The sequence below is a fragment of the Flavobacterium sediminilitoris genome (assembly GCF_023008245.1).
GTDB lineage: Bacteria > Bacteroidota > Bacteroidia > Flavobacteriales > Flavobacteriaceae > Flavobacterium > Flavobacterium sediminilitoris.
Map to the genome: position 1 here is coordinate 3,472,031 of NZ_CP090145.1, position 17,186 is coordinate 3,489,216.

Here is a 17,186-nt window from a genome sequence, read left to right on the forward strand (position 1 = left end):
CCCAAAACTAATCATTTTGGGCTTTAAATAATTATTCATTTGTTTCTGTGTTTTCTGTTGAATCAAGCTCTATATTGGTAATTTCTTCTGCATCTACAACTTCTGCATCTTCTTCTCTAAGAACTTTCGTTACAGCTGCAATAGAATCTTTCCCTTTAATATTAATTAAGCGAACTCCTTGAGTTGCTCTTCCCATAACTCTTAAATCTGAAATTTCCATTCTAATAGTTAATCCAGACTTGTTAATAATCATTAAATCATCTTCATCTGTTACAGCATTAATAGCAATTAAAGCTCCTGTTTTCTCGGTTAAATTAAGTGTTTTAACACCTTTTCCACCACGATTTGTAACTCTATAAACTGGTTCTCCATCTTCTTCTAATTTTGTACGTTTACCATAACCATTTTCGGTAACTACTAAAATTTGAGAATCATTAATATCTTTTTCATCAATTGATACCATTCCTATCACTTCATCTTTTTCATCTGCTAAAGTGATTCCACGAACTCCAGAAGCAGTTCTTCCCATTGGACGCGTCTTACTTTCTTCAAAACGAACTAATTTACCTGATTTTACTGCTAATAAAACATGGCTATTTCCTGTAGTTAATTTTGCTTCTAATAATTCGTCGTCTTCTTTAATTGTAATTGCATTAATTCCATTTTGACGTGGACGAGAATATTGCTCTAAAGAAGTTTTCTTAACTTGACCTTGTTTAGTTGCCATAATCACATAGTGACTATTAATATATTCTTCATCTTTTAAATCTTTAGTACAGATAAATGCTTTTACTTTATCATCTTTCTCTATATTAATCAAATTTTGGATAGCTCTTCCTTTGCTTGCTTTTGTTCCTTCAGGAATTTCAAACACTCTCATCCAATAGCATTTTCCTTTTTGAGTAAAATACATTAAGTATTGATGATTTGTTGCTACAAATAAATGTTCTAAGAAATCTTGATCTCTTGTTGCAGCACTTTTTTGCCCAACTCCACCTCTATTTTGAGTTTTATACTCTGTCAATGATGTACGTTTAATATAACCTGCATGTGATATAGTAACTACAACTTGTTCATCTGCAATTAAATCTTCAATACTTACATCTCCTCCAGCATATTCTATTATTGAACGTCTTTCATCTCCATACTTCTCTTTAATTTCTGCTAATTCAGTTTTGATAAGTTCCATTCGCAATTCTTTACTTGCTAATAATTCTTTCAATCCTGTAATTAATTTCATTATCTCATCGTATTCAGCACGAAGTTTATCTTGCTCTAGTCCTGTTAATTGACGTAAACGCATTTCTACGATGGCACGAGCTTGAATTTCCGATAATTTAAATCGTTCAATTAATTTATTTCTTGCTTCTTCCCCATCTTTAGAAGAACGAATTAATGCAATTACTTCATCAATATTATCAGAAGCAATGATTAAACCTTCTAATATGTGTGCTCTTTCTTCTGCTTTTCTTAATTCATATTGTGCTCTACGAATTACAACTTCATGACGATGTTCAACGAAATGATGAATTAAATCTTTAAGATTTAACATTTCTGGTCTTCCATTTACAAGTGCAATATTATTCACACTAAACGAAGATTGTAATTGAGTATATTTGTATAATGTATTTAAAACTACATTTGGAACCGCATCTCTTTTTAATTCATAAACAATTCGCATCCCATTTCTATCCGATTCATCACGAATAGTTGCAATACCTTCAATTTTTTTCTCATTAACCAAGTCAGCCGTTTTTTTAATCATGTCGGCTTTGTTAACTTGATATGGAATTTCAGTTACAATAATAGCTTCTCTATTATTTGATTCTTCAAAACCTGCTTTAGCTCGCATAACAATACGTCCTCTACCAGTTTTAAAAGCTTCTCTTACTCCTTCATATCCATAAATAACACCTCCTGTAGGAAAGTCGGGTGCTTTTACATGTTGCATTAACTCATCAATTTCAATATCATTGTTATCAATATAAGCTAATGTTCCATCTATTACTTCTGATATATTATGAGGAGGCATATTTGTTGCCATACCTACTGCAATACCAGATGCACCGTTAATTAACAAAGTTGGAACTTTTGTAGGTAATACTTTTGGCTCTTCCAAAGAGTCATCAAAATTCAATTGAAAATCAACCGTTTCTTTTTCTATATCCGCCAACATATCTTCCGATATCTTTCGCATTCTTGCTTCGGTATAACGCATTGCTGCTGGACTATCGCCATCAACTGATCCAAAGTTACCTTGACCATCAACCATTAAATATCGTAAACTCCACTCTTGAGCCATACGAACCATTGCATCATATACTGATGTATCTCCATGTGGATGGTACTTACCTAATACTTCTCCAACAATCCTTGCTGATTTTTTATAAGCACTATTAGAACGAATTCCTAACTCATGCATTCCAAATAATACTCTTCGATGTACTGGTTTTAACCCGTCTCTAACATCTGGAAGCGCTCTAGATACAATAACCGACATTGAATAATCAATGTAAGCTGACTTCATTTCATCTTCAATGTTAATAGGGATTAACTTTTCTCCTTCAGACATAAGTATTTAAATTAAAATTATATTCATTTTGTTAAACGTGCCAAGATACAGCTTTTTATAATTTTCTATTTAATTTTTCAAGATAAATTTGAATGATTTATTAACAATCTTCTCTTGAAAAATGATTTTAAAAGTTTTCCACAGTATTTTTTTTTGTCATTTTTTTTTTGTCAATTAGCAATAGAAACTGAAAAGGGCATATTTTTTGCTTATTCTCTCATATCTTAGTATATTTACACCTACAATTTTGATTAAAATGGACGATAATTTTTCACCAAGAGTAAAGGATGTTATTTCCTACAGTAAAGAAGAAGCTTTACGTTTAGGTCATGATTTCATTGGAACAGAACATTTAATGCTAGGACTTCTTAGAGAAGGTCAAGGTAAAGCTATGGCTATTTTAAACAATTTAACTGTAGATTTTGATCATTTAAGAAAAAAAGTTGAAGTCTTAAGTCCAGCAAATTCAATAGGAATTCAAAATAATGACAAAAAGAATTTACACCTTACTCGACAAGCAGAAAGGGCTTTAAAAACTACTTTTTTAGAAGCCAAATTATATAACAGCTCTACAATAAGTACGGCACATTTATTATTATGCATATTAAGAAATGAAAACGACCCTACTACAAAATTGTTAAACAAATTAAAAATAGATTACGAATCTGTTAAAGACCAATATACAGCAATGATAACAAACGAAAATGATTATATAGAAAACCTTCCTAAGGCTGAATTTAATGATGATGCAGGTCAGGAAGAAGGTACTCGTGAAGGCGGATTTAATAATCCACCTTCAGGAAATAAGACAAATAAAAAATCAAAAACACCAGTTTTAGATAATTTTGGAAGAGATTTAACTGAATTAGCTGAAGAAGGAAAATTAGATCCTGTAGTTGGTCGTGAAAAAGAAATCGAACGTGTTTCACAAATTTTAAGTCGAAGAAAGAAAAACAATCCTCTTCTTATTGGTGAACCAGGAGTAGGAAAATCAGCTATTGCAGAAGGTTTAGCTTTAAGAATTATAAAGAAGAAAGTTTCAAGAATTCTTTTCAATAAACGTGTTGTAACATTAGATTTGGCTAGCTTAGTTGCTGGTACAAAATATCGTGGGCAATTTGAAGAGCGAATGAAAGCTGTAATGAATGAATTAGAAAAAAATGATGACATTATTCTTTTCATAGATGAAATTCATACAATTGTAGGAGCTGGAGGCGCGACAGGATCTTTAGATGCTTCTAACATGTTTAAACCTGCTTTAGCTAGAGGAGAAATACAATGTGTTGGAGCTACTACCCTAGATGAATATCGTCAATATATAGAAAAAGATGGTGCATTAGAAAGACGTTTTCAAAAAGTAATTATAGAACCAACTTCTGTTGAAGAAACAATTACAATATTAAACAATATTAAAAGTAAATATGAAGACCATCACAATGTAACATACACAGATGAAGCTATAGAAGCATGTGTTAAGCTTACAAATAGATATATGACTGAAAGGTTTTTACCAGACAAAGCTATTGATGCTCTAGACGAAGCTGGTTCAAGAGTTCACATTACAAATATTGATGTTCCAAAGCAAATTTTAGAATTGGAACGTCAGTTAGAAGAAGTTAGAGAACTTAAAAACACAGTTGTAAAAAAACAAAAATATGAAGAAGCCGCTAAACTTAGAGATGATGAAAAACGCATCGAAAAAGAATTAGCAATTGCGCAAGAACAATGGGAAGAAGATGCAAAAAACAATCGAGTAACTGTCACAGAAGACAATGTGGCAGACGTTGTCTCAATGATGACAGGAATTCCTGTCAACAGAATTGCTCAAACCGAAAGTAATAAATTAGCAAAACTTCCAGAATTAATAAAAGGAAAAGTAATTGGGCAAAATGATGCTGTTGAAAAAATTGCAAAAGCAATTCAGCGCAATAGAGCTGGATTAAAAGATCCTAACAAACCTATTGGTTCTTTCATTTTCTTAGGGCAAACAGGTGTTGGAAAAACTCAATTAGCGAAAGTTCTTGCTAAAGAATTATTCGATTCTGAAGATGCACTTGTTCGTGTTGATATGAGTGAATACATGGAGAAATTTGCTATTTCAAGATTAGTTGGTGCTCCTCCAGGATATGTTGGTTATGAAGAAGGAGGACAATTAACAGAAAAAGTACGTAGAAAACCTTATTGTGTAGTGCTTCTTGATGAAATTGAAAAAGCACATCCAGATGTGTTTAATATGATGCTTCAAGTTTTAGACGACGGACATTTAACCGACAGTTTGGGTCGAAAAATTGACTTTAGAAATACTATCATTATCATGACATCAAATGTTGGTGCTCGTCAATTAAAAGATTTTGGTCAAGGAGTAGGATTTGGTACTGCTTCAAAAATTTCTCAAGCTGGAGATAACTCTAAAGGAATTATTGAAAATGCATTAAAAAAAGCATTCGCTCCTGAATTCTTAAATAGAATTGATGATGTAATAGTATTTAATGCTCTTGAAAAAGAAGATATTGATTTAATAATTGATATTGAAATGGATAAACTGTATTTAAGAGTAAAAGACTTAGGATATGATTTAAAACTTTCTGAAAAAGCTAAAGACTATATTGCCGATAAAGGATTTGATAAACAATTTGGAGCTCGACCACTAAAAAGAGCTATTCAAAAGTATGTTGAAGATGCCTTAGCAGAAGAAATTATAACTTCTAAAATTCATGAAGGCGACGAAATTTTTATGGATTTAAATGAGACAACAAACGAGCTCACTATAGAAATAAAAAAATCTGAAAAACCTACTAATTAGTAGGTTTTTCTTTTCTTTACTAAATATTTAAAAAAAAGTATTACATTAGAAATAAATTTTACAATATAAAATGCAAGATAAAGTAATCGTTGGAAGCGAAGAATGGTGTTCCCTTCCTACATTAGGTATTCCAACAATAAAAGCACGTGTAGATTCAGGAGCTAAAACATCTGCTTTACACGCAACAAATATTAAAACATTTCAAAAAGACAGTGAAGCTTGGGTAAAGTTCGATATAAACCCTATTCAAAACAATGCAAAAACAGTAATTCATTGTGAAGCTAAATTAGTAGATCAAAGAATTGTAAAAAGCTCAAGTGGATATCGTGAAAAAAGACATGTAATAAAAACCCATCTTGAAATTGGTGGAAAAAAATGGGATATTGAACTTACTCTTACTAATAGAGATTCAATGGGATTCCGAATGCTTTTAGGAAGAGAAGCAATGTCTGGAAGGATATTAGTTGATCCTGAAAAAAAATATGTATTAGGACAACCGTCAAATGAAAAACTAAAAGAATTTTATTATGACAATTCAAACATCAAACAAGGACTTAGAATAGGTCTTCTTGCAAGTAATCCAGAATTATATAGTAACAAAAGAATTATTGAAGCAGGTGAAATGCGTGGACATGAGATGCACTTCTTAAATTTAAAATACTGCTACATGAAATTAGATGCTGACACACCTGAAATTCATTATCGAGGTGGAAAGGTTTTAAATGATTTTGATGCTGTAATTCCTAGAATTAGACCTAGCATGACTTATTATGGTTGCGCTTTAACTCGACAATTTGAGGCTTTAAAAGTTTTTGCATTAAATAACGCAGCCGCAATTACACAATCAAGAGATAAATTATTTTCACTTCAATTATTATTAAATAATGGTGTTGATATTCCAACAACTGGATTTGCAAACTCTCCATTAGATACTGATGACTTAATTAAAATGGTTGGTGGTTCTCCATTAATTGTAAAATTACTTGAAGGAACACAAGGTAAAGGAGTAGTATTAGCAGAAACAAAAAAAGCAGCTGAATCTGTAATAAATGCCTTTAAAAGCTTAAATGCTAATATATTAGTACAAGAATTTATTAAAGAAGCAAACGGAAAAGATTTACGATTATTTGTTGTAGATGGAAAAGTTGTAGCAGCAATGCAAAGAGAAGCTGCTCCAGGTGAATTTAGGGCAAATATTCACATGGGAGGAACTGCATCTGTTGTAAAAGTAACTTCTGAAGAAAAGAAAATTGCGATAAAAGCTGCAAAAGCTATGGATTTAAAAGTTGCTGGTGTCGACATTATTCGTTCATCTAAAGGTCCTTTATTATTAGAAGTTAATTCATCTCCTGGACTTGAAGGAATCGAAGGTGCAACACAAAAAGATATTGCAGGAGAAATGATTAAAGCAATTGAGAAAAATTTTAAATGGAAATAAAAAATTACTAGAACCCAATTATAAGAACTATTATTTTGGGTTCTAATAATTTAAACATACATATATATTTTAAACTAAAAATTATGAATCTTATTTCACAAATTATTATTGCTTTTGTAGCACTACTCCATTTCTATTTTTTATGGTTAGAAATGTTTGCTTGGACAACAAAAGCTCCAAAAGTATTCCGAAATTTTCCAAAAGATTTATTTGGAAAAACGAAAACTATGGCTGCAAATCAAGGATTATATAATGGTTTTCTTGCCGCAGGATTACTTTGGTCATTAACAATAAAAAACCCTATATGGAGTCAGAAAATTGCAATTTTCTTTTTAAGTTGTGTTTTAATAGCTGGAATATATGGTGCCATATCAGTTTCAAAAAAGATCTTCTACGTTCAAGGTATTCCAGCTATTTTAGGGCTAATTAGTGTTTTATTTTTAAAAGGATTATTGTAAAACCTCACTGTCTATTTGAAAACTCATCAAAAAAGCAATTGATTTTTCAATATCATAATGTAAAATTCTATCTTCACTAACAAATGAAACCTCATCACGATATGCTTTTATAAACATTTCAATAAACTCACTCGATTTTAAAGGTCTTCTAAACTCTATTGCTTGTGATGCATTTAATAACTCTATTGCTAAAATACGCTCTAAGTTTTCAATAATTCTTAATGTTTTTGTCGCTGCATTTGCCCCCATACTAACATGATCTTCCTGACCATTACTTGAAACAATACTATCAATACTTGCTGGCGTAGCTAACTGCTTATTTTGACTTACAATACTAGCTGCTGTATATTGAGGAATCATAAATCCTGAATTTAATCCTGGATCACTAACTAAAAATGCTGGTAACTCTCTTAAACCAGATATCAATTGATATGTTCTTCTTTCTGAAATACTTCCTAGCTCTGCCAAAGCAATTCCTAGAAAATCTAATGCCAACGCTAAAGGTTGCCCATGAAAATTACCTCCTGAAATAATTTGATCTTCTCCTACAAAAATATTTGGGTTATCTGTTACCGAATTAATCTCTGTACGAAAAACTTTTTTCACATAATCAATTGTATCTTTACTTGCTCCATGAACTTGTGGAATACATCTAAAAGAATATGGATCTTGCACATGTTTCTTTACTTTTGCAATAATTTCACTATCTTCCAGTAAATCTCGCATTCTTTCGGCTGTAACTATTTGACCTTTATGCGGTCTAACCATATGAATTAATTCATTAAATGGTTCTATCCTTCCATCAAACCCTTCTAAGGAAACAGCTCCTATAATATCCGCTAAATAAGATAACTTACTAGCCTTTATAAGAATATGAACACCATAAGCGGCCATAAATTGAGTCCCATTTAATAAAGCTAATCCTTCTTTTGACTGAAGAACTATTGGCTTCCAATTCATATTTTCAAGAATCTTAGATGCTGGTTGTCTAAATCCATCTTTATAAACTTCTCCTTCCCCAATTAAAGGTAAAGATAAATGTGCTAAAGGTGCCAAATCTCCACTTGCTCCTAAAGAACCTTGCGTATAAATTACTGGTAATATATCATTATTATAAAAACCTATCAATCGCTCAACTGTTTCAAGTTGAACACCTGAATGTCCATAACTTAATGATTGTATTTTTAACAATAACATTATTTTTACTATCTCTTGTGGAACTTCTTCACCTGTACCACAAGCATGAGATTTTACTAAGTTTTCTTGTAATTTTGATAAATTCTCATTTGAAATTTTCACATTACATAATGAACCAAATCCTGTATTTATTCCATAAATAGGGTTGTCATTCAATTTAAGCTTATCATCTAAATATGATCTACATTTAACGATATTTGCTCTTGCTTCTTCTGATAATTCTAATTTTAAATCATACGAAATAATTTCATTAATCTTTTCTATTGATAATAAATCTGAACTTATATAGTGTACTGTTTCCATTTCAAAAATTTTAAAGTCCAAAATTCCGTAAACAATTGTTAAGAAACAACATTTTTAACTACTATTTTAATGCATTATTATTAATCTGATATTTAGAATTTTACAAAAAACGCATTTTAACAAGTAAGTAAAGTTTAAAAGATAATAAAATCAAAAAAAAATAACAAAAAGTTCTCAATAAGCATAATTTGTCATATATTTGATTGATGTTTAATAACAAAAGAACATATTCTTCAATAAATACAATCAAAAATTTGATTGTATCTTTTGCTATTACAACAACTTCTACAATCATTACTACCCCTTAAGGGGTAAATCATTTCATATAATCCCGTATTATATATTTTTCATTTGAAAGATATACTTCTTATTATATTTTATTTTCAAAAAACATCAAAATGATTGTATTAAAATTTGGAGGCACATCTGTAGCCAACGCTCAAAATATTTCAAAAGTAATTGATATAGTAACTAAAAAATCTAAACAAAATAATTTAATTGTTGTTGTTTCTGCTCTAAGTGGAGTAACTGATTTACTTCATTTAGCAGGAAGCACAGCTATAAAAAAAGACAAAACATATCTTGATATTATTTTAAAGATTGAAACAAAACACATTGAAACAATACAAAAATTAATTCTTCCAGATGAGCAAAATACATTAGTTAACCTCATTAATAAAGAAATAGCCCAACTAAAAATACTATTAGATGGTTGTTATCTTCTTGGAGAACTTACACCTAAAACATTAGACCGCATTTTAAGTTTTGGAGAATTATTATCTTCTCAGATTATTGCGTCCGCTTTAAAAAAAGTAAATATAAATAATTCCTTTGTTGACAGTAGAAATTTCATAAAAACAAATGCTTTTTTTGGCAAAGCAATAGTCGATTTTAACAAAACAAAAATATTATTAACTGATTATTTTTCAAAAAACAATAATCAAATTTCACTATTCCCAGGATTTATAGCATCTACCGATGACGGAAACACAACTACCTTAGGAAGAGGAGGTTCAGATTATACAGCTTCCATTCTAGCATATTGCTTACACGCATCTTCTTTAGAAATTTGGACAGATGTTAATGGAATGTTTACTGCTAATCCGAAAATAGTAAAGCAAGCAAAACCTATCGTTTCTTTATCATATCAAGAAGCTATGGAATTATCTCATTTTGGAGCCAAAGTACTTTATCCTCCTACTATTCAACCTGTCTTAAATTCAAATATTCCTGTTTGGATTAAAAACACATTTGAACCTAACGAAGAAGGAACTTTAATTTTTAATGAATCTGTTTCAAACGGAAATCCTGTAAAAGGTATTTCACATATTGAAGACATTTCGTTAGTTACTATAGAAGGTTCTGGAATGATAGGAATAACAGGCTCTTCAAAACGACTATTTGAAGTACTATCGCTTCATAATATAAATGTCATTTTTATTACACAAGCATCTTCTGAACATTCAATTTGTATTGGAATTTCAAATAATGATGCTGAAAAAGCAAAACTAGCTATTGATAATACTTTTGAAATTGAAATAAATCAAAATAAAATCAATTCTTGCATTGTAGAAAAAGATTTATGCATAGTAGCATTAGTAGGAGAAAACATGAAGAATCATCAGGGATTAAGTGGAAAAATGTTTGGAACATTGGGAAAAAACAATGTTAACATTCGTGCTATTGCTCAAGGAGCTTCAGAACGAAATATTTCAGTAGTTATCGATAAAAACGATGTTAAGAAAGCATTAAACTCACTACATGAACGTTTTTTTGAAGACAATACAAAACAACTTAATTTATTTGTAATGGGAGTTGGAAATGTAGGAGAAAAATTTATTGATCAAATACATCAACAAAAAAAGTATTTGAGAGATAATCTTAAAATCAATATGAGAGTAATTGCCTTATCAAACTCACAAAAAATGATTTTTAACGAAGACGGAATACCATTAAATAACTGGAAATCAAAGATGAATAATGGTGAAAAAGCAAATATTAAAAATTTCATTCATCAGGTACAAAAGTTAAACCTTCGTAATAGTATTTTTGTTGATATTACTGCAAATGCTGAAATCGCTTCTATTTATGATAAATTTTTAGAAAAAAACATAGCTGTTGTTACATGTAATAAAATTGCTTGTTCTTCAAAATTTGAAAACTATAAACATTTAAAAAACTTATCGAGAAAGTACAATGCACCATTTTTATTTGAAACTAATGTTGGTGCTGGATTACCTATAATAGATACTTTAAAACATTTAATTGCATCTGGTGATAAAATACATAAAATCAAAGCTGTTTTATCAGGAAGTTTAAACTTTATATTTAATAATTTTAGTGAATCTTTTTCTTTTTATGATGTTGTAAAAGAAGCTGGAATTCAAGGATACACAGAACCTAACCCAAAAATAGATTTAAGCGGAATTGATGTAGCTAGAAAAATTCTAATTCTAATTAGAGAAAGCGGTTATGAAATGGAAATAGAAGCCATTCAAAATAACTCCTTCCTTCCTGAAGAATGTCTAAATACAACAAATAATGATGACTTCTTTAATTCATTAACTAAGTATGCATCACACTTTGATTCTCTTTTAAAAGAAGCTAAAACAAAAAACAGTAAATTAAAATATGTTGCTTCTTTTGAAAACGGAAAAGCTAGCATTGGTTTAGAATTTATTCCAAAAGAAAGTCCATTTTACAACCTAGAAGGAAAAGATAATATTGTACAATTTTATACTGATAGGTATGTAGATCAACCTTTATTAATAAAAGGTGCAGGAGCTGGTGCAGCCGTTACAGCATCTGGTATTTTTGCCGATATAATTAGAATTGGAAATGTATAAAACTTATTTCTAGTTCTAAGAGTAATTAATTGTCTACGAACTAGAAAATCTAAATAAAAAACAATGAGTAATATAAAAATATTCTGTCCTGCTACAATTGCAAATCTTAATTGCGGATTTGATGTAATGGGACTATGTTTAGAAACTATAGGTGATGAAATGATATTTAGAAAATCACCAACAAAAGGGATAAAAATCACTAAAATAACAGGTGCAGAATTACCTTTTGAAATCGATAAAAATGTTGCAGGCGTTGCTGCATTAGCTATATTAAACAACTATGAAAAAGATTTTAATCCAGTATCATTTGGTATCGAAATTGAAATTCATAAAAAAATTAAAACTGGCAGTGGAATTGGTAGTTCTGCGGCAAGTGCAGCTGGAGCTGTTTTTGGAGTTAATGAAATTTTAGGAAAACCATATTCAAAAAGTGAATTAGTACATTTTGCTATGAAAGGAGAAGCTATTGCAAGTGGATCTGAACATGCAGACAATGTTACACCTTGCTTACTTGGCGGTTTCACTTTAGTAAGAGGTTATGATCCTTTAGATATTATCAAAATTGAAAGTCCAAATGAACTTTTTGCAGTCGTTTTACATCCTCACATAGAAATTAAAACTTCAGATGCTAGAGCCGTTTTAGAACCAATGATAAGTTTAAAAAATGCAATTAAACAATGGGGGAATTTAGGAGGGCTAATAGCTGGTTTATATATGAAAGATTATGAAATTATTAGTAGATCTCTAGAAGATGTAATCATAGAACCGCTTAGAAAAGGATTAATTCCTAATTTTGATAAAGTTAAAAATAGTGCTTTAAAAAATGGAGCATTAGGAGCTGGAATTTCTGGAGCTGGACCTTCAATTTTTGCATTATGCAAAGGAAGTAGCATTGCTAAAAATGTAGCAAAAGCAATGGAAAACACCTATTTAAAAACAAATATCCCTTTTGATATACATATTTCAAAAGTAAATGATGAGGGAGTAAAAATAATTTAATACACCAATTTTAAAATGAAATATTACAGTTTAAACAATAAAAATCATACGGTGTCTTTTCAAGAAGCAGTAATAAACGGACTTTCACCAGATAAAGGATTATATTTCCCATCAAAAATTTCAGAATTACCTAAAACCTTTTTTGAAAACATTGAAAATACATCAAATGAAGAGATTGCTTTTGAAGTGATTAAACCTTTTATAAAAGATGAAATTCCTGAAAAAGAATTAAAACAAATTATTAAAGAAACTATATCTTTTGATTTTCCTTTAAATAAAGTAGAAAATAATATCTATTCATTAGAACTATTTCATGGCCCAACAATGGCTTTCAAAGATGTTGGCGCTCGATTTATGTCACGTTGTCTAGCATATTTCAACAAAAACAAAGACCAAAAAAATATCGTTTTAGTTGCTACTTCAGGAGACACAGGAGGAGCTGTTGCAAATGGTTTTTTAGGAGTAAAAGGTGTAGAAGTAATTATTTTATATCCATCAAAAAAAGTAAGCGATATTCAAGAAAGACAACTAACTACTTTAGGACAAAATATCACAGCATTAGAAGTCGAAGGTAATTTTGATGATTGTCAAGATATGGTAAAAAAAGCCTTTTTAGACGAAGAATTAAGACATCAAAATCTTACCTCGGCAAATTCTATTAATATTGCACGTTGGTTACCTCAAATGTTTTACTTTTTCTTTGCATATAAAGCGCTTAAAAAATTCAACAAATCATTAATCACGTCATGTCCTAGTGGTAATTTCGGGAACATTTGTGCTGGAATATTAGCAAAAAAACTAGGTTTACCTATTCATCATTTTGTAGCTACAACAAATGCAAACGACACTATTCCTAGATTTTTAACAAATGGAGTTTATGAACCAAAACCATCAATTGCTACAATTTCAAACGCAATGGATGTTGGAAATCCAAGTAATTTTGTTAGAATCCAAGAAATGTATAACAATGATTTGTCTGAATTTAAAAAAGATTTTTCATCTTATACTTTTACAGATGAAGATACATTAGAAGTAATGAAAAATATTTATAATCAATATAATTATATTGCAGAACCACATGGAGCAGTTGGCTATTTAGGTTTAAAAAAAGAACTTAAAAATCACCCCGAAGCAATAGGTTTTTTCTTAGAAACTGCACATCCTGTAAAATTTATAGATATTGTTGAATCTACATTAAACATAAATCTTCAAATTCCTGAACAAATAAAAAATGTTCTTAGCAAAGAAAAGAAAAGCATTAAAATAAAAAATTACGATCATTTAAAAACAATAATACTTACAAAATAATGCTATTACAAAAAACAAGAAAAATGTTAAAAACATATCGACAATTTATAAGTTTTCGAGCCTTTTAATTGAGTTTTTTTGAATAAATTAGCCACTTTAATTTTTTAACTACAAATAATGAAAAATACGACTTTATCACACGTTCATGAAAGCTTAGGAGCAAAAATGGTTCCTTTTGCAGGTTACAATATGCCTGTTCAATATGAAGGTGTAAATACGGAACATGAAACTGTAAGAAACGGTGTAGGTGTTTTTGATGTCTCTCACATGGGTGAATTTCTTTTAACAGGTGAAAATGCATTAGCATTAATACAAAAAGTAACATCAAATGATGCTTCTGTTTTAGAAATTGGTCGTGCACAATATTCATGTTTACCAAATAATGAAGGAGGAATAATTGATGATTTAATTATATACAAAATAAAAGAAGATCAATATTTATTAGTTGTAAACGCTTCAAATATTGAAAAAGATTGGAACTGGATTTCATCTCAAAATGATTTAGGTGTCGATATGAAAAATATTTCAGAAGACTATTCATTACTTGCAATTCAAGGTCCTAAAGCTGTTGAAGCTATGCAATCTTTAACATCTGTAGACCTATCAACAATCAAATACTATCATTTTGAAGTAGCAGATTTCGCAGGAATAGAGAATGTAATTATTTCAGCAACTGGATATACAGGATCAGGTGGATTTGAAATCTACTGTAAAAATTCTGAAGTAGAACAAATTTGGAACAAAGTGTTTGAAGCTGGTGCTTCCTATGGCATAAAACCAATTGGTTTAGCTGCACGTGATACACTACGTTTAGAAATGGGATTCTGTTTATATGGAAATGATATTAACGATTCTACTTCACCACTTGAAGCTGGATTAGGATGGATTACAAAGTTTACAAAAGAATTTACAAACTCTGAAAATTTAAAAAAACAAAAAGAAGAAGGTGTAAGTCGTAAATTAATTGCATTTGAATTAATTGATAGAGGAATTCCACGTCACGATTATGAAATTGCAGATGCTAATGGAAATGTAGTTGGAATTGTAACTTCTGGAACACAATCACCATCATTAGGAAAAGCCATTGGATTAGGATATGTTCCTACAGCATTATCAAGTGTTGATTCTGAAATTTTTATTCGAATTAGAAATAAAGACGTAGCAGCAAAAGTGGTTAAATTACCATTTTATAAAAAATAAGTAACAATTTGAATAATTGTAAAGAAACCTTATTTTTGCACATTATACTGAGATAAAACAATTAGAAATGGGAAGAGCATTTGAATTTAGAAAAGCACGAAAAATGAAACGTTGGTCAGCAATGGCAAAAACGTTCACTAGAATAGGTAAAGATATTGTTATGGCCGTTAAAGAAGGCGGACCAAACCCTGACACTAATTCTCGTTTAAGAGCTGTTATACAAAATGCAAAGGCAGCAAACATGCCAAAAGACAATGTAGAACGCGCTATTAAAAAAGCTTCCGATAAAGATACTGCTAATTTCAAAGAAGTTCTTTTTGAAGGTTATGCTCCACATGGAATAGCCATACTTATTGAAACAGCTACAGACAATAACAATAGAACTGTTGCAAATATTAGAAGTTATTTTAATAAATGTAATGGAACAATGGGAACACAAGGTTCTGTAGAATTCATGTTTGATCATACTTGTAATTTTAGAATTCCAGCAGAAGGACAAGATGTAGAAGAATTAGAATTAGAAATGATTGATTTTGGTGTAGAAGAAATTTTTGCAGATGAAGATGGTATTCTAATGTATGCTCCTTTTGAAAGCTTTGGAAATATCCAAAAAGAATTAGAAAATAGAAATTTAGAAATCTTATCTTCTGGTTTTGAAAGAATTCCACAAGTAACAAAAGAACTTACTCCTGAGCAAGTTGCTGATGTAGAAAAGTTATTAGAAAAAATTGAAGAAGATGATGATGTCATGAATGTATATCACACAATGCAAGAAAGTGCAGAATAATTATTCAAAATAAATTCAAAAAACTCCAAGATATACATACTTGGAGTTTTTTTGTATAAATAGACATATTGTAAGATTTTACATCATTTTTATTACATTTGTAATTATAAATAAATTTAAAAATGGAAGACAATCATAAACAAACAGAATTTCAATCTTATACAAAACAAAATTGTAATACTTCTTTAGAAATGTTAGAGCAAAATATTGCTTTATCTCTTGAAAAACAAGGAAATCTTGCTGATATAATTGATTCTAAATCTTGGCAATTTGATATGAATGAAGGCACAATTTCATTTGAAGATATTATATTACCAATTCAAATCATAGGATCACTTTCTTTCAATAACAATTCTTGGATGTGGGGTTGGGCAAATAGCAAAAGTGGAATTCCTGAAAACTTACTTATTCAATCAAATAAATTAAAAGCCATTGGTGAAGAAAAAAACATTGAAGAGTTAACAAATCCTCATTTTCATGTAGAAGAAAATTTTGAGCATAAAATAGGAATGATTGCTTGCGGAATCTTTAATTCAAAGAGCTATTATTGTGCGAATTATGGTCAAGGAACACTTGTAGTTACAATTGATGATGATGCAATTCCAGCAATTGATAAAAGTAAACCTGAAAAAGTAATGACCAATTTTCCACAAGCAATAAGTAGTTTTGATGTTAATCATAAAAATGCCTTTATAAACTACTTAATTGACAGAGAAATACCATTAAAGATTACAAATAATTCTATCGAAGGAAAAAAAGATAACAATATTATAATTGCTAACTTTGATGAACTTAATCGACTTACTTCATTAAATGGAGAATTAAAATAATAGTAACCTATGGTATATTCTGACAACACAATTGAAGCCTTAGAATCAGATTATTTATATATTGAAACCTCTCAATTAATAAATGCTGGTAAAGGATTATTTACGGCTATTAAAATATACCAAGACGAAATTATCTCCATATTTAAAGGAGAAATTCTAAATGACGAACAAGTAAAAGAACGTATCACAAATAAAAAAGATCAATATTTCATTAACATGATTGATGGCAAAACATTAGATTCAATGAATGTTGATTGTTTTGCAAAATATGCAAATGATGCTAAAGGTACTTCTAGTTCTAAATTTAAAAATAATGCTAAAATTACTTTAGATGAAAATAACAATGTTTGCATTATAGCTACAAAAAACATTAAACCTAATGAAGAAATTTTCTGTAGCTATGGTGCAAAATATTGGAAAAACAGGAAATTTTAACTTCTATACA

Annotated in this window: 12 protein-coding genes; 10 read left to right on the forward strand and 2 right to left on the reverse strand. The window is 29.8% G+C overall.

The window, feature by feature from the left end:
• Nucleotides 1–31: 31 nt before the first annotated feature.
• Complete coding sequence (gene gyrA, locus LXD69_RS15980) at nt 32–2,572, reverse strand: DNA gyrase subunit A (RefSeq protein ID WP_045971711.1); 2,541 nt, start codon at nt 2,570–2,572, stop codon at nt 32–34.
• A 256-nt stretch (nt 2,573–2,828) separates the two neighbouring features.
• Here gyrA and LXD69_RS15985 point away from each other — a divergent pair, with 256 nt between their 5' ends.
• The 3 genes from LXD69_RS15985 to LXD69_RS15995 all read left to right on the forward strand — a co-directional run bounded on the left by LXD69_RS15985 (nt 2,829) and on the right by LXD69_RS15995 (nt 7,271).
• Nucleotides 2,829–5,375 (forward strand): ATP-dependent Clp protease ATP-binding subunit, encoded by a 2,547-nt coding sequence (locus tag LXD69_RS15985; RefSeq protein ID WP_045971713.1) that lies wholly within the window; start codon nt 2,829–2,831, stop codon nt 5,373–5,375.
• A 70-nt stretch (nt 5,376–5,445) separates the two neighbouring features.
• On the forward strand, nt 5,446–6,813 hold the full coding sequence (gene rimK, locus LXD69_RS15990) for a 30S ribosomal protein S6--L-glutamate ligase (protein WP_045971715.1): 1,368 nt from the start codon (nt 5,446–5,448) through the stop codon (nt 6,811–6,813).
• Between the two features lie 83 nt (nt 6,814–6,896).
• Nucleotides 6,897–7,271 carry a DUF1304 domain-containing protein gene (locus LXD69_RS15995; RefSeq protein ID WP_246916114.1) on the forward strand — a complete coding sequence of 125 codons (375 nt, stop codon included), beginning with the start codon at nt 6,897–6,899 and terminating at the stop codon, nt 7,269–7,271.
• On the opposite strand, the gene hutH is transcribed toward LXD69_RS15995, so the two are convergent.
• Entirely contained in the window at nt 7,263–8,771 is a 1,509-nt protein-coding gene (gene hutH, locus LXD69_RS16000) for a histidine ammonia-lyase (protein WP_246916115.1), read from the reverse strand. The genes LXD69_RS15995 and hutH overlap by 9 nt on opposite strands.
• A gap of 398 nt (nt 8,772–9,169) precedes the next feature.
• Between hutH and thrA the strand changes: the two genes are divergently transcribed.
• The 7 genes from thrA (at nt 9,170) to LXD69_RS16035 (ending at nt 17,176) form a co-directional block, all read left to right on the forward strand.
• Entirely contained in the window at nt 9,170–11,617 is a 2,448-nt protein-coding gene (gene thrA, locus LXD69_RS16005; protein WP_246916116.1) for a bifunctional aspartate kinase/homoserine dehydrogenase I, read from the forward strand.
• A gap of 63 nt (nt 11,618–11,680) precedes the next feature.
• Nucleotides 11,681–12,616, forward strand: a complete 936-nt coding sequence (locus LXD69_RS16010; protein ID WP_246916117.1) for a homoserine kinase — start codon at nt 11,681–11,683, stop codon at nt 12,614–12,616.
• Nucleotides 12,617–12,631: 15 nt separating this feature from the next.
• Nucleotides 12,632–13,924: a threonine synthase gene (gene thrC, locus LXD69_RS16015; RefSeq protein WP_246916118.1), complete on the forward strand. Its 1,293-nt coding sequence runs from the start codon at nt 12,632–12,634 to the stop codon at nt 13,922–13,924.
• Nucleotides 13,925–14,041: 117 nt separating this feature from the next.
• Nucleotides 14,042–15,124 (forward strand): glycine cleavage system aminomethyltransferase GcvT, encoded by a 1,083-nt coding sequence (gene gcvT, locus LXD69_RS16020; protein ID WP_246916119.1) that lies wholly within the window; start codon nt 14,042–14,044, stop codon nt 15,122–15,124.
• 67 nt (nt 15,125–15,191) lie between these two features.
• A complete protein-coding gene (locus tag LXD69_RS16025; protein WP_045971730.1) occupies nt 15,192–15,911 on the forward strand; it encodes a YebC/PmpR family DNA-binding transcriptional regulator in 720 nt (239 codons plus the stop codon).
• A 122-nt stretch (nt 15,912–16,033) separates the two neighbouring features.
• Nucleotides 16,034–16,741, forward strand: a complete 708-nt coding sequence (locus LXD69_RS16030) for a DUF6882 domain-containing protein (protein WP_246916120.1) — start codon at nt 16,034–16,036, stop codon at nt 16,739–16,741.
• 9 nt (nt 16,742–16,750) lie between these two features.
• On the forward strand, nt 16,751–17,176 hold the full coding sequence (locus LXD69_RS16035) for an SET domain-containing protein-lysine N-methyltransferase (protein ID WP_246916121.1): 426 nt from the start codon (nt 16,751–16,753) through the stop codon (nt 17,174–17,176).
• Nucleotides 17,177–17,186: the final 10 nt, after the last annotated feature.

Excerpts from the sequence above, each read along its gene's own strand:
- gyrA (WP_045971711.1), bottom strand. The coding sequence starts at position 2,572 with ATGTCTGAAGGAGAAAAGTTAATCCCTATTAACATTGAAGATGAAATG.
- LXD69_RS15985 (WP_045971713.1), top strand. The coding sequence starts at position 2,829 with ATGGACGATAATTTTTCACCAAGAGTAAAGGATGTTATTTCCTACAGT.
- rimK (WP_045971715.1), top strand. The coding sequence starts at position 5,446 with ATGCAAGATAAAGTAATCGTTGGAAGCGAAGAATGGTGTTCCCTTCCT.
- LXD69_RS15995 (WP_246916114.1), top strand. The coding sequence starts at position 6,897 with ATGAATCTTATTTCACAAATTATTATTGCTTTTGTAGCACTACTCCAT.
- hutH (WP_246916115.1), bottom strand. The coding sequence starts at position 8,771 with ATGGAAACAGTACACTATATAAGTTCAGATTTATTATCAATAGAAAAG.
- thrA (WP_246916116.1), top strand. The coding sequence starts at position 9,170 with ATGATTGTATTAAAATTTGGAGGCACATCTGTAGCCAACGCTCAAAAT.
- LXD69_RS16010 (WP_246916117.1), top strand. The coding sequence starts at position 11,681 with ATGAGTAATATAAAAATATTCTGTCCTGCTACAATTGCAAATCTTAAT.
- thrC (WP_246916118.1), top strand. The coding sequence starts at position 12,632 with ATGAAATATTACAGTTTAAACAATAAAAATCATACGGTGTCTTTTCAA.
- gcvT (WP_246916119.1), top strand. The coding sequence starts at position 14,042 with ATGAAAAATACGACTTTATCACACGTTCATGAAAGCTTAGGAGCAAAA.
- LXD69_RS16025 (WP_045971730.1), top strand. The coding sequence starts at position 15,192 with ATGGGAAGAGCATTTGAATTTAGAAAAGCACGAAAAATGAAACGTTGG.
- LXD69_RS16030 (WP_246916120.1), top strand. The coding sequence starts at position 16,034 with ATGGAAGACAATCATAAACAAACAGAATTTCAATCTTATACAAAACAA.
- LXD69_RS16035 (WP_246916121.1), top strand. The coding sequence starts at position 16,751 with ATGGTATATTCTGACAACACAATTGAAGCCTTAGAATCAGATTATTTA.